This is a genomic window from Rathayibacter sp. AY1A3, from assembly GCF_002930975.1.
Classification (GTDB): Bacteria; Actinomycetota; Actinomycetes; order Actinomycetales; family Microbacteriaceae; genus Rathayibacter.
On sequence record NZ_PSTO01000003.1, the window covers coordinates 95,050 to 107,902 of the forward strand.

Consider the following 12,853-nt stretch of genomic DNA (forward strand, 5'->3'; position numbering starts at 1 on the left):
AGCCGAACCGGCACCCGCCGCCCCGGGCCGTCGCTCCCCCGGGAGCCGCCTCCGGGCCGCCCCGGTGAGAGCGCGCACACGGCACTCCGGCCGCGAAACCACCGCGGAGGATCGCGCATCCAGACCATCCCAGTAACATGCCCGTAGCCGTGCGCGGCGCAGACCAAGAAGAGGAAGCGGCGACGGGCGCGCAGACATCTCGATCCGTGCGCGACCGCCGAGAAGGCGAAGAACCGGAAGATCGGAAGACTGTGGGCATACTGGACAACTTCGAGAAGGGACTCGAGCGCGTCGTCAACGGCGCGTTCGCGCGGACCTTCAAGTCGGGTCTGCAGCCGGTCGAGCTCGCCTCCGCCCTCCGCCGGGAGCTCGACACCTCCGCCGCCGTGGTCAGCCGCGACCGCATCCTCGTCCCCAACAGCCTGGTCCTGCGGATGTCCGCGACCGACCTCGACCGGATGCAGCGCCTCGGCGCCACGCTGATCGACGAGCTCACCACGGTCGCCACCGAGCACGCCACCAAGCAGGGCTTCCGCTTCCCCGGCCCGATCGACATCTCCCTCGCCGTCGATCCGGCGCTCAGCGACGGCATGGTCGAGGTCGACTCCCGCAGCGTGAAGGGCACCGTCGCCTACACGCCCGTCCTCGACATCGACGGCCGGCGCCACCCGATCACGAAGGCGCGCACCGTCATCGGCCGCGGCAGCGACGCCGACATCACCGTCGACGACTCGGGCACCTCCCGCAAGCACGTCGAGATCCTCTGGGACGGCTCCCGCGCCCAGGTGCACGACCTCGGGTCCACGAACGGCTCCAAGCTCGACGGCCGGCCCGTCACGCAGGCGCCCCTGGCCCCCGAGCAGACCATCACGATCGGGCGCACCTCGATCGTCTACCGCGTCGTGCAGGGCTCCGCGCCCGCACGCACCGACCGCCCGTCGTCCGGCAGGGCAGCCGGACGCGGCTCCGAGCGATTCTGGGACGACCGGCTATGAGCGAGCTCACTCTCTTCCTCCTGCGCATCGCGTTCCTCGCGCTGCTGTGGTTCTTCGTGTTCGGCATCGTCTACGCGCTGCGCTCCGACCTGTTCGGGCAGCGCGTGCGCAAGCTGCCGCCCGGCGCGCAGGCCGCGTCCCCCGAGGCCCCGTTCGTGACGGCGGCCCAGCCCGTGGTCGCCGCGGCCGCCCCGGCTCCCGCGCCCGCGCAGCCCGCCTCCCCGTCGGCCCCCTCGGCCCGGAGGAGCCGCGAGGCCGCCGCCGAGCGCGCCGAGCAGGGAGGCGCCGCCACGGTCCACACGGCGCAGCGCCTCGTGATCACCTCGGGCCCCAAGCGGGGCACCGAGCTCGAGCTGACCGGCGACCCGCTGACGATCGGCCGCTCCGCGGAGTCGACGCTGGTCATCCGCGACGACTACACCTCGACCCACCACGCGCGCCTGCTCCTCTGGAACGACGAGTGGATGATCCAGGACCTCGACTCCACCAACGGCACCTTCCTCGACGGCCGCCGCGTCGGCGCGCCCACCAAGGTGCCGCTGGACACGCCCGTGAAGGTCGGCACCACCACCTTCGAACTGCGACGGTCGTAGCGCGTGGCCCCCACTCCGGAGAGCGGCTCCGGCCACGGCGCGGTGCGCGAGAGCGCCGCCGTCTCGCACGTCGGCAGGATCCGCTCCAACAACCAGGACTCCGGCTACGCGGGCCGGCAGCTCTTCGTCGTCGCCGACGGCATGGGCGGCCACGCGGGCGGCGACGTCGCCTCCTCCATCGCGATCAAGCGCGTCGCGGAGGCCGACCGCGTCTACGCCTCCACCTACGAGGCCGAGGACGAGCTCAAGCGCACCCTGCTGGCGGCCAACACCCTGCTGGCAGACGCCGTGGTCGACCACCCCGAGCTCACCGGCATGGGCACCACCGTCAGCGCGATCGCCCGCGTCGGCGAGTCGGTGGCGATCGCGCACATCGGCGACTCCCGCATCTACGTCCTCCGCGACGGCCGACTCGAGCAGGTCACGACCGACCACACTTTCGTGCAGCGCCTCGTCGACTCCGGCCGCATCACGGAGGAGGAGGCGATGACGCACCCGCGCCGCTCCGTCCTGATGCGGGTCCTCGGCGATGTGCACACCAACCCCGAGATCGACACGCTCACGCTCGAGACCGAGCCGCACGACCGCTGGCTGATCTGCTCCGACGGCCTCTCCGGCGTCGTCCCGCACGACGAGATCCTCAAGGAGCTCAGCCGCGACGAGACCGCCCAGCAGGTGGCCGACCGCCTGATCCGCGACAGCCTCTCGCACGGCGCCCCGGACAACGTCACCGTCGTCGTCCTCGACATCCCCGGGGCGGGCGACACCGCGCGCATCCTCGCCCCCGTGGAGGAGCCGGTGGTCGTCGGATCGGCCGCCGCGCCCACGCCCTTCAGCACCGACGACTCGCAGAACCGCGTCCGGATCCCCGGCCTCCGCCTGCACACCCGGGCTCCCGCCGCGCAGGGCCCCACCCACTTCGAGCCCGCGTCCGAGGACTACCTCGACGAGCTGATCGAGGAGGACCGCCGCCGGCACCTGCGCCGCCGCATCACCTGGCTCGTCGGCCTGTCCCTCGTGCTGATCATCGGATTCCTCGGGATCCTCTTCGCCTACGACTGGACGCAGTCCCGCTTCTACGTCGGCACCGACGGGGACACCGTGATCATCTACCAGGGCATCCAGCAGTCGGTCGGCCCGCTCTCGCTCTCGGAGGTGAAGGAGGACACGGGCATCCCGCTCGACTCCCTCCGCGCCTACGACGTCGAGCAGCTGGAGCAGACGATCAGCGCCGACTCCTACGCCGGCGCGGTCGACATCGTCGAGCGCCTCACGGACGCGAACGGAGCACCATGACGGACGCCGCCACGGCCACCGCCCGCCCCGCCCCCGAGCGGCAGGGCTTCTTCCGCCAGAAGCTGCGCAATCTCGAGCTCCTGCTCCTGATCGGCGCATGCCTGATCGACGCCGGCGCGATCGTGCTCGTGCAGCTCGGCGCCCTCGGCTCGATCGACACCACGCTGGTCTCGCTGGGCGCCGGCCTCTCGGCGCTCGTGCTCGCCGTGCACGTCGTGCTGCGCTTCGCGGCCCCGGCGGCCGACCCCTTCCTCCTCCCGATCGCCACCGTGCTGAACGGCCTGGGCGTCGCCGAGATCTACCGGATCGACATCGCCGACGGCGCGACCGGCTGGGAGTCGGTCGCGGTGCGGCAGATCTTCTGGAGCGCCCTGGCCGTCGTCGCGGCGATCGTGGTGCTGCTGGTCATCCGCAACCACCGCGTGCTGTTCCGCTACACCTACGTCGCCGGGTTCGCGGCGATCGTGCTGCTCCTGCTGCCGCTCCTGCCCTTCATCGGCCGCGAGGTCAGCGGCGCGCGCGTCTGGATCGGGATCGGCGACGTGGCGAGCTTCCAGCCCGGCGAGATCGCCAAGATCGCCCTCGCGGTCTTCTTCGCCGGCTACCTCGTGCGCAACCGCGACTCCCTCTCGATGGTGGGCCGCACCGTCCTCGGGATGCGCTTCCCGCGCCTGCGCGACCTCGGCCCGATCCTGGTGGTCTGGGCGGTCACGATGGGCGTCATCGTCTTCCAGCGCGACCTGGGGACGGCTCTGCTCTACTTCGGCCTGTTCCTGGTCATGCTCTACGTCGCGACCGGGCGCACCAGCTGGGTCCTCATCGGCGTCGGCCTGTTCCTCGGCGGCGCGCTGCTGGCGAGCCAGACGCTCGACTACGTGGGCAACCGCTTCGCCAACTGGCTCGAGCCCTTCAGCGCCGAGCGCTACGGGGCGGATCCGGGCGGCAGCTACCAGCTCGTGCAGGGCCTCTTCGGCCTCGCGCACGGCGGGCTGCTCGGCACGGGCCTCGGCCAGGGGATGCCGGATCTCACGCCGGTCCCGCAGTCCGACTACATCATCGCGAGCCTCGGCGAGGAGCTGGGCCTCGCCGGGCTCTTCGCGATCTTCGGCCTCTACCTCCTGCTGGTCTCGCGCGGGTTCCGCATCGGCTTCGCCGGGCAGGACGACTTCGGGCGCCTCCTGGGAGTCGGCCTCTCGTTCGTGATCGCCCTGCAGTGCTTCATCGTCATCGGAGGCGTCACCCGTGTCATCCCGCTGACCGGCCTGACCACGCCGTTCCTCGCCGCCGGCGGCTCCTCCCTCGTGGCGAACTGGATGATCGTGGCGGTGCTGCTGCGCCTGTCCGACACAGTCCGCAGTCAGCCTCGTCTGGTGGTGTGATCCGTCGATGAACCGAGAACTCAAACGGGTGAGCCTCGTCGTGCTGACGATGTTCGTGGCCCTCTTCCTCTCCACCACCACCATCCAGGTGATCCAGGCCGACTCCCTCGACGAGGACGGCCGCAACACGCGGACCCTCTACGAGAGCTTCTCGACCGAGCGCGGCGCGATCCTCGCCGGCGGTCAGCCGATCGCCTCCTCGACGCCGTCGGACGACCTCTACAAGTTCCAGCGGCAGTACGCGAACGGCCCGCTCTACTCCGCCGTGACCGGCTACTTCACCCTGAATCAGGGCACCACCGGCATCGAGCGCACGCTCAACGACTACCTCTCGGGCACCTCGAACTCGCAGTTCTTCGACGAGATCAACAACCTCGTCACTGGCCAGGACCCGAAGGGCGCGTCGGTCGAGCTCTCGATCGACCCGGTCGCCCAGCAGGCCGCCTTCGACGCGCTCGGCGACTACACGGGGGCCGTCGTCGTGACGGAGCCGGCCACCGGCCGCATCCTCGCGATGGTCTCGAAGCCCACCTTCGATCCCACCGCGCTGGCCTCCCACGACACCGACGACGTCCTCGCCGCCTACCGGGCGCTGAACGACGACTCCTCCGAGCCCCTCGTGAACCGGGCGATCGGCGGCTCGCTCAATCCGCCCGGCTCCGTCTTCAAGCTCGTCGTGGCCTCGGCCGCCCTCGAGTCCGGCCGCTTCACGGCCGACTCGAGCTTCCCCAACGTCGAGTCGTACACGCTGCCCGGCTCCTCGTCGCAGGTGATCAACTCCGGAGGCGGTCTCTGCGGCTCCGGAGAGACGGTCACGCTGGCCACCGCCGTCTCGCTCTCCTGCAACGTCCCGATGGCCGAGATGGGCGTGCAGCTGGGAGCGGACGCGATCCGCTCGCAGGCCGAGAAGTTCGGCTTCGACACCGAGCTCGAGATCCCGATGTCGGTCGAGGCGAGCACCTACCCGACGAAGACGGACGACGCCCAGACGGCCCTCACCGCCTTCGGGCAGTACGAGGTGCGCGCGACGCCGCTGCAGATCGCCATGGTCTCCGCGGCGATCGCGAACGGCGGCGAGGTGATGCAGCCGAACCTGGTCGACTCGATCCGCTCGCAGGACCTCAGCGTGCTGCAGCAGTTCCAGGAGAAGTCGCTCGGCCGGGCGGTGAGCACGCAGACCGCGGACGCCGTCAAGGCGATGATGGTCGCCAGCGTCCAGGGCGGCGCGGCGACGAATGCAACAATAGGGGGCGTCACTGTGGCCGGTAAGACCGGTACCGCCGAGAACGGCGGGGACGACCCGTACACCCTCTGGTTCACCGGCTTCGCGCCTGCGGACGACCCGCAGTACGCCATCACCGTGCTCGTGGAGAACGGTGGAGGGCTCGGCCAGACCGGGTACGGCAACCTGATCGCCGCACCCATCGGACAACAGGTACTAGAGGCGGTGCTGAACAAATGAGACCCACGACAGGCCTCACCTTCGGGGGACGCTACGAGCTGCAGTCCCGGATCGCCATCGGCGGCATGGGAGAGGTGTGGCAGGCGACCGATCTGGTCATCGGCCGCACCATCGCGATCAAGATCCTGAAGGACGAGTACCTCGGCGACCCCGGCTTCCTCGAGCGCTTCCGCGCCGAGGCCCGCCACGCGGCGCTGGTCAACCACGAGGGCATCGCCAACGTCTACGACTACGGCGAGGAGGACGGGTCGGCCTACCTGGTCATGGAGCTCGTCCCCGGCGAGGCGCTCTCGACCGTCCTCGAGCGCGAGCGCGTCCTCTCGACCGACAAGGTCCTCGACATCGTCGCGCAGACCGCGCTCGCCCTGCACGCCGCGCACGCCGCGGGCCTCGTGCACCGCGACGTGAAGCCGGGCAACCTGCTCATCACGCCGGACGGCCGCGTCAAGATCACCGACTTCGGCATCGCGCGCATCGCCGACCAGGTCCCGCTGACGGCGACCGGGCAGGTCATGGGCACGGTCCAGTACCTGTCCCCGGAGCAGGCGAGCGGCCAGCCCGCCTCCCCCGCCACCGACATCTACTCGCTGGGCATCGTCGCCTACGAGTGCCTGGCCGGGCGCCGCCCCTTCACGGGCGAGTCGCAGGTCGCCATCGCGATGGCGCAGATCAACGACACCCCGCCGGAGCTGCCGGTCACGGTCGCGGAGCCGGTGCGCAATCTCGTCTACTCCTGCATCGCCAAGAAGCCGGCCGACCGCCCCGCCACCGCCGCGCACCTCGCGCGGGCGGCCCAGGCGCTGCGCTCGGGCGACGTGCGCGGAGCGGCGCTGGCCGTCCCCGCGGTCCTCAGCGACCTGCCCGCGACGCAGGCGACCACGGTCCTCCCCTCCAACCAGGGCGCGACGCAGGCGACCACGGTGCTCCCCTCCGGCGCGCCCGCGGCCGCGGCCGCCGCTCCGTTCGTGCCGATCGAGGAGCCGCTCGAGGCCTCCGAGGAGCCGCGCAGGCGCAGCCCCTGGACCTGGCCGCTGATCGCCCTCATCGTGATCCTCGCCGTCGTCATCGCGGGCACGATCTTCGCCCTGACGACCGGCGGGAGCAGCGACCCGGCCGCCTCCCCCACCGCGACGACCAGCACGGCCCCGTCGCCGACGCCGTCCGAGACTCCGACTCCCACGCCGACGCCGACCTCGAACACGGTCGTCATCGACAAGGCCGACTACGTCGGGCGCTCCTTCGACGACGTCGAGACCGAGCTCGAGGCCCTGGGCATGGGCGTCCGCCGCGCGGACGGTCCGAGCGCCCCCACCGCCGAGCAGGTCGGACTCGTCGAGGACGTGAACCCCACCGCGAACGTGGTGAAGGGCACGACCATCGAGGTCTCCGTCTTCACCGAGGTCGCGACCCCGGACGCACCGACCGCCGTGCCGACCGTCACCCCCGCCGCCTCCAGCGTCGAGGCGGGCGCGACGTTCAACGTCACCTGGAGCAACTACAACCAGTGCCCGAGCGGAACCTCCGTGAGCGGTTACCGGGTGACCGCGACCGGTAAGGGCGCGAGCGTGACGAGCACCAACCCGTCGAACTCGACGACCGCGACGATCCAGGCCGGCACCACGGCCGGCACGATCGACGTCACGTACACCGTGCTCTGCGGCGAGTCGGAGTCGGCGGCCTCGCCCACCCTCACCGTCACCGTCGAGGAGCCGGCTCCGACCCCGGCGCCGACCCCCACCTCGAAGGCCACCTCGACGCCCACCCCCTCCGAGTAGCGGCGGCGCGCCGGGCCGGGGCACCGCTCCGGCCCGGCGCCTCGCGGCCGTCGCGTCGCGCCCCCGCCCGGAACACCAGGGGCCCATAGGTACACTTGCCGTGGCTCCTCGGGGCCGCACCACACGGAAGTACAGGGCGGGAGCGTGCGCGTGACGGATGAGGGTCGCCTGATCGCGGGACGGTACCAGGTCGGGCCCCGGCTCGGCCGCGGCGGGATGTCCGAGGTGTACCTCGGCACCGACACCCGGCTCGGCCGCACCGTCGCCATCAAGGAGCTGAAGCTCTCCCTCTCCTCCGACTCCGCCTTCCGCCTGCGGTTCCGCCAGGAGGCGCAGTCCGCGTCGCGCATGTCGCATCCCACGATCGTCCGGGTCTTCGACGCGGGCGAGGAGGTCTCGCTCGACGACAACGGCGCCGAGTCGCGCCGGCCCTTCATCGTCATGGAGCACATCGAGGGCCGCCTCCTCAAGGACCTGATCGCCGAGGGCCCCCTCGACGTGGACGAGGCCGTCCGCATCACGGAGGGCATCCTCACCGCCCTCGAGTACTCGCACCGCGCAGGCGTCGTCCACCGCGACATCAAGCCCGGCAACATCATGCTGACCCCGTCGGGCCAGGTGAAGGTGATGGACTTCGGGATCGCCCGCGCCGTCTCCGACTCCGCCGCCACGGTCGCTCAGACCACGGCGATCCTCGGCACCGCGGCCTACTTCTCCCCCGAGCAGGCGAAGGGCGAGCAGGTCGACGCCCGCAGCGACCTCTACTCCGCCGGCATCGTGCTCTTCGAGCTCCTCACCGGCCGTGCGCCCTTCCGCGGCGACACCCCGGTGGCCGTCGCCTACCAGCACGTCAGCGAGACGCCGCCGGCGCCGAGCTCCATCAACCCGGCCGTCACGCCGGCGCTCGACGCGGTCGTCGCCCGAGCACTCTCCAAGGACCGCTACGAGCGCTTCCAGGGAGCTGCGGAGTTCCGCGACGACCTGCGCGACGCCGCCGCCGGACGCCTCCCCGACCACCGCCCGATCGACGAGCTGACCACCTCGCTCTTCGCGGCCCGCAGCCAGGGTGGAGTCAACGACTCCGAGCTCGCCCTCCGCCAGCTGGCCGAGGACAACTCGATCGTCCGCACCCAGCGCCGCCCGCCGGTCCTCTGGATCTGGTCCTCGATCGTCGTGCTGGCCGTGATCGTCGCCGCACTCGTGATCTGGGTGCTGACGCTCCAGCCCGCGTCGACGCTGCCTTCGCAGTCGCGCGAGGTCCCCACCCTCACCGAGACCACCTACGACAGCGCCCAGTCGACCCTGACCGAGCTCGACCTCGTGCCGAGCCAGGTCGCGGAGTACAGCTCGACCGTCCCCGAGGGAGAGGTGATCCGCACGGATCCGGGCTCGGGCACGATCGTCGCGCCCGAGACGGTCATCCGCATCGTCGTGTCCCAGGGTCCGCAGCCCGTCGCCGTGCCGGACACCGTCGGGCAGAGCCTCGCCGAGGCCATCGACGCGCTCACCGCCGTCGGCTTCGTCGAGGGCTCCCAGACCCGCGAGAACTCGCCGACCGTCCCGGGCGACGTCGTGCTCTCCGCCTCCCCCGGAGCGGGACAGCAGGTCGCCCAGGGCACGCCGGTCGACCTCACCGTCTCCTCCGGCCAGGTCACGCTCCCCGACCTCGTCGGGACGTCCCTCAGCAGCGCGCTGGCCACCCTCGCCTCCGAGAAGCTGCAGCTCGTGGGGGTCGAGGTCCCGGACGAGACCTGCGACGCGACCCGGGCGAACCCGCCCATCACGACCCAGTCCCTGGCTCCGGGCGACGTCCCGCAGGGATCGACCGTCCAGCTCGGCTACTGCGCGGGCTGACCCGGCCTGCGGCCCGCTGCGGCTGCGGCGTCGGCCGACGGCGCTCGGTGGAGGCCGGGCCGCTGCTCTGCGCGCCGAGAAGGGCTCGTCCGGACGTTGCTCGTCGGGTCGATGCTCCGCGAGGCCGACAGCCCCGAGGTGAACGGCTACGCCCGGCGCGCGTCGGCGAGCGGGGGCTGGAGCCGCACGACCTCGCCGCCTGCCGATCCGTCGGCGGGGCGTGCGATCCGGCCGCGGATGTCGCTCGGGGTGAGCCCCTCGCGGCGCTTGAGCGCACGGCGGAGGTGGTCCGCCGAGGAGAATCCGGACGCGGCGGCGATCGCCTCGAGCGGGACCTCCCGCGGGCGGCGGCGCAGGAGCTCCACGGCGCTGGCGACCCGGGATCGCTCGATCTCGCTCGCGACCGTGGTGCCCGCATCCTCGAAGAGCCGCTGGAGGGAGCGGGTGGACACGTTGACCGCGTCGGCCACCGCCTCCGGAGTGCAGCGCGGCGTGCGGTGCGTCCGGTCGATGACCGTGCGCGCGCGCCCGAGCGTGGCGGCTCGCACGCTCGTGGTGCCGGGCTGCGAGCTCGCCGCCGCGAGGAACGCGCTGGTGAGGAGCTGCTTGACCACGTGGGCGAAGCCGGTGACCTCGCCCTCGCCGGGCAGCCCCGTCCCCGACTCCGCCGCGAGGGCGAAGGCGGTCGTGAAGGCGTACGCGGCGCGGGTGGACCGGGCGTCGGGATCGAGCGCGTAGACCGGGGCCGAGGTGTCGAAGCCGTAGCGGCGCATCTCGTCGGCGCGCAGTGAGAGGTGGAGGATCGTGGCCGGAGTCGTCGACTCGGTCGTGAAAGTCGTCGTCCCCTGCTGGTACGAGATCGAGCCCGGACGCAGCAGCACCGTTCGGTCCGGGGCGACCATGCGCACGAAGCCGTCGATGAGGAAGCTGAAGGTGAGGAAGGAGGTGTCGTCGGCCGGCCACGTCCCGCGGAGGACGCGCAGCGGCGAGACCGTCATCAGCACGACGCTCAGATCGGCGGTGCCGAATCCCGAACCGGTGATGCTCGGAACGGTGCCGGGTTTGACGACGATGCGCGGTCCGAGATTCTCGAGCTCTCGGATTCCCGAGAAAGCCCAGGAGATCGATGCGACCATCTGGTCCCCCCGGACTTCTCTTGTGGCGCCGACCCCCTGTCGACGCCCTCTGATTATGCAGGGAAAAGGGGCCGCATCCTCCGCCGGGAGCCCGTCAAATCCCGCCACCTGATCGGGGGGTGCGCAAGGGGGTGGACAAGGTCACCCTCATACCCTGTCGCGGCGTTCTCCTCCGCCCGCCGTCATTTAGCCGTCAGATGGCGGATTTCTACGTGAGAACGCACTCAGGGCGGCATCCCCGTTCGGGGGACGGTGGTCGCTGATCATTCTCAATGCTCTCGACTCGATAATGAGCCCGATAAGCCCGGCGAATTCCGCCTCACCGAGTCGAGATCGAGAGTCCGGGCGTGTCGTCGGCCGATACGGACGACCGGATCGACGTCACCTCGCGCAGCCAGTTCTCGAGAAGGCGCCGCCCGCCCTCGGTGAGGACCGACTCCGGATGGAACTGCACGCCCACGAGCGGAGCACTCCGGTGCCGGACGGCCATGACCACTCCCTCCGGTGTCCGCGCCGTCACCCGCAGCTCCTCGGGAAGGCTCTCGCCGTCGACCGCGAGCGAGTGGTACCGCATCGCGGCGAAGCCGGAGGGCAGGCCGTCGAAGAGCGGATCTCCGTCGTGGAGGACCGCGGACGTCCGGCCGTGCAGCAGCTCCGGCGCCTCCGTGACGCGGGCGCCGAGAGCGTGGGCGAGCACCTGGTGGCCGAGGCAGACTCCGAGCAGCGGCCGCCCGGTCGCCTCCGCCCGCTGCACGAGCGCCGTCGACGCGGGGACGTCCTCGGGGCGGCCCGGTCCGGGTGAGACCAGGACTCCGTCCGCCTCCTCCGCGAGAGCCAGGAGCGCCGTCGTCCCGAGGTCGTCGAACTCGACCACGTCGACCTCGGCACCGAGCTCGCGGAGATACGAGACGAGCGTGAAGACGAAGCTGTCGTGGTGGTCGACGACCAGGATCCGCGGGGCCGCGCCGCCGGTCACGAGCCGACGGTCACGTTCCGGTCGAGCACGAGCGACTGCACCCAGGGGAACACCCACTCGTCGAGCGCGACCAGGACCGCCGCTACGAGGACGAGGACGATCAGGAGCCGGACCCACCACGGCCCGGGCAGAAGCCGCCACAGCGCTGCGTACACGGTCAGCCCTCCTGAGCCAGCGAGGCGGCGATCTCGGCGGGGGCGCCCGCGGACCGCGGCTGGAACGAGTCGAAGACGCCGTACGCGATGATCCGCTCGGCCGTCGAGTAGAGCGGGTTGCAGCTCGTCAGCGTGATCAGGCGGTCGGTCGGAGCCGCGTCCGGAGTCCACGGGACCGGGTCGATCACCTGGACGTCGGAGGGCTGGACGTACTCGAGATTGCGGAAGCGGTAGGTGTACCAGCCGTCCGCCGTCTCGATGTAGATCGGGTCGCCGAGCTGGAGCTCGTCGATCAGGTGCATGCCTCCGCCGTACGCGCTGCGGTGCGCGGCGAGCGCGAAGTTGCCGGCCTGGCCGGGCATCTGCGTCCCGGGGTAGTGGCCGATGCTCCCCTCGTCGAGCACGTTCTCGGCGTCGATGCCCTCGGCGATCGTGCGCACCCACCCCTCGCCGTAGCGCGGGATGTAGAGGTTGCCGAAGGAGGTGTCGAGGGCGGCGACCGACGCGACGACCGGCTCCGCCGGGGCGGCCTCGGTCGGCTGCGGTGCCGGAGAGGAGTCGCCCCAGGTCTCGCGGAGCTCCGCGGCCTGCGTCGTCTGCCGGCCCGCGATCACCGCGTCGTTCCACCAGAGCTGCCAGGCCAGGAAGAGCAGGACCAGGACGCCGGCGGTCATCAGGAGCTCGCCGACGACTCCGAAGAACGAGAGTCGTCGGACCGGGCGGGCCCTCCGTCGCTTCGCTCGCGGCCGCAGAGCCGCCCCGTCGGAGTTCTGGGCGGTCATGCGACGAGTCTAGGCGCGAGCCGTGACCGGCTGTGGCGCACGATCCGGACCTGTGGAGAGCCCTCCCGAGTCGCCGCCTGAGGAGGGCCGAGGGGACCACTCGAGCGCCCGCACCGGCCGCTCCGCGAGTCCGCACAGCACCCGCGCAGCCCCGGCGCTCCCGGCCCGGAGCCTCCGCCCGGTACAGTGGTCGGCATGGCACGAGCGACGAAGAGCCCGAAGCCCGAGCGCGACGAGGCCCGGACCGGCGAGAACGCACCGAATCCGGTCTGGTTCAAGCCGGTGATGTTCGGCTTCATGCTGCTCGGACTCGCCTGGATCATCGTCTTCTACGTGAGCCAGGGCACCCTGCCGATCCCCGATCTCGGCAACCTCAACATCCTGATCGGCTTCGGCATCGCGTTCATCGGCTTCCTGATGACGACGCGCTGGCGCTGAGCCTCCCCCAGT

12 protein-coding genes are annotated in these 12,853 nt (G+C 71.5%); 8 read left to right on the forward strand and 4 right to left on the reverse strand.

Going from position 1 to position 12,853, the window contains the following annotated elements; genetic code table 11:
- Positions 1-251 precede the first annotated feature (251 nt).
- The 7 genes from C5C10_RS02260 (at position 252) to pknB (ending at position 9,354) form a co-directional block, all read left to right on the forward strand.
- The gene (locus C5C10_RS02260; protein WP_104328411.1) at positions 252-995 is read left to right on the forward strand and encodes a DUF3662 and FHA domain-containing protein; all 744 of its coding nucleotides are present in this window, start codon (positions 252-254) and stop codon (positions 993-995) included.
- On the forward strand, positions 992-1,588 hold the full coding sequence (locus tag C5C10_RS02265; protein WP_104225776.1) for an FHA domain-containing protein: 597 nt from the start codon (positions 992-994) through the stop codon (positions 1,586-1,588). Before C5C10_RS02260 ends, C5C10_RS02265 begins: the two co-directional genes overlap by 4 nt.
- A gap of 3 nt (positions 1,589-1,591) precedes the next feature.
- Positions 1,592-2,884, forward strand: a complete 1,293-nt coding sequence (locus C5C10_RS02270) for a PP2C family serine/threonine-protein phosphatase (protein WP_258060365.1) — start codon at positions 1,592-1,594, stop codon at positions 2,882-2,884.
- Positions 2,881-4,263, forward strand: coding sequence for an FtsW/RodA/SpoVE family cell cycle protein (locus tag C5C10_RS02275; protein ID WP_104225777.1), 1,383 nt, complete (start codon positions 2,881-2,883; stop codon positions 4,261-4,263). The genes C5C10_RS02270 and C5C10_RS02275 overlap by 4 nt, the downstream gene beginning before the upstream one ends.
- 7 nt (positions 4,264-4,270) lie before the next feature.
- Positions 4,271-5,725 carry a penicillin-binding protein 2 gene (locus tag C5C10_RS02280; protein ID WP_104232999.1) on the forward strand — a complete coding sequence of 485 codons (1,455 nt, stop codon included), beginning with the start codon at positions 4,271-4,273 and terminating at the stop codon, positions 5,723-5,725.
- A complete protein-coding gene (locus C5C10_RS02285) occupies positions 5,722-7,500 on the forward strand; it encodes a protein kinase (protein ID WP_104328412.1) in 1,779 nt (592 codons plus the stop codon). The genes C5C10_RS02280 and C5C10_RS02285 overlap by 4 nt, the downstream gene beginning before the upstream one ends.
- Positions 7,501-7,650: 150 nt before the next feature.
- Entirely contained in the window at positions 7,651-9,354 is a 1,704-nt protein-coding gene (pknB, locus tag C5C10_RS02290; RefSeq protein WP_104328413.1) for a Stk1 family PASTA domain-containing Ser/Thr kinase, read from the forward strand.
- A gap of 146 nt (positions 9,355-9,500) precedes the next feature.
- Here the strand turns inward: pknB and C5C10_RS02295 are convergent, their stop codons facing one another.
- The 4 genes from C5C10_RS02295 to C5C10_RS02305 form a co-directional block, all read right to left on the reverse strand.
- A complete protein-coding gene (locus tag C5C10_RS02295) occupies positions 9,501-10,490 on the reverse strand; it encodes a helix-turn-helix domain-containing protein (protein WP_104323848.1) in 990 nt (329 codons plus the stop codon).
- A gap of 319 nt (positions 10,491-10,809) precedes the next feature.
- Positions 10,810-11,466 carry an aminodeoxychorismate/anthranilate synthase component II gene (locus tag C5C10_RS02300; protein WP_104328414.1) on the reverse strand — a complete coding sequence of 219 codons (657 nt, stop codon included), beginning with the start codon at positions 11,464-11,466 and terminating at the stop codon, positions 10,810-10,812.
- Complete coding sequence (locus C5C10_RS17710) at positions 11,463-11,621, reverse strand: hypothetical protein (RefSeq protein ID WP_167299010.1); 159 nt, start codon at positions 11,619-11,621, stop codon at positions 11,463-11,465. Before C5C10_RS17710 ends, C5C10_RS02300 begins: the two co-directional genes overlap by 4 nt.
- A gap of 2 nt (positions 11,622-11,623) precedes the next feature.
- Positions 11,624-12,403, reverse strand: a complete 780-nt coding sequence (locus C5C10_RS02305) for a class E sortase (RefSeq protein WP_104328415.1) — start codon at positions 12,401-12,403, stop codon at positions 11,624-11,626.
- Positions 12,404-12,598: 195 nt separating this feature from the next.
- On the opposite strand from C5C10_RS02305, the gene C5C10_RS02310 reads away from it, so the two are divergent.
- Entirely contained in the window at positions 12,599-12,841 is a 243-nt protein-coding gene (locus C5C10_RS02310) for a cell division protein CrgA (RefSeq protein ID WP_104222667.1), read from the forward strand.
- Positions 12,842-12,853 lie beyond the last annotated feature (12 nt).

Bases quoted from the DNA above. Each gene is read 5' to 3' on its own strand.
- C5C10_RS02265 (WP_104225776.1), top strand. From the start codon at position 992: ATGAGCGAGCTCACTCTCTTCCTCCTGCGCATCGCGTTCCTCGCGCTG.
- C5C10_RS02280 (WP_104232999.1), top strand. From the start codon at position 4,271: ATGAACCGAGAACTCAAACGGGTGAGCCTCGTCGTGCTGACGATGTTC.
- C5C10_RS02285 (WP_104328412.1), top strand. From the start codon at position 5,722: ATGAGACCCACGACAGGCCTCACCTTCGGGGGACGCTACGAGCTGCAG.
- C5C10_RS02310 (WP_104222667.1), top strand. From the start codon at position 12,599: ATGGCACGAGCGACGAAGAGCCCGAAGCCCGAGCGCGACGAGGCCCGG.
- C5C10_RS02275 (WP_104225777.1), top strand. From the start codon at position 2,881: ATGACGGACGCCGCCACGGCCACCGCCCGCCCCGCCCCCGAGCGGCAG.
- C5C10_RS02305 (WP_104328415.1), bottom strand. From the start codon at position 12,403: ATGACCGCCCAGAACTCCGACGGGGCGGCTCTGCGGCCGCGAGCGAAG.
- C5C10_RS02295 (WP_104323848.1), bottom strand. From the start codon at position 10,490: ATGGTCGCATCGATCTCCTGGGCTTTCTCGGGAATCCGAGAGCTCGAG.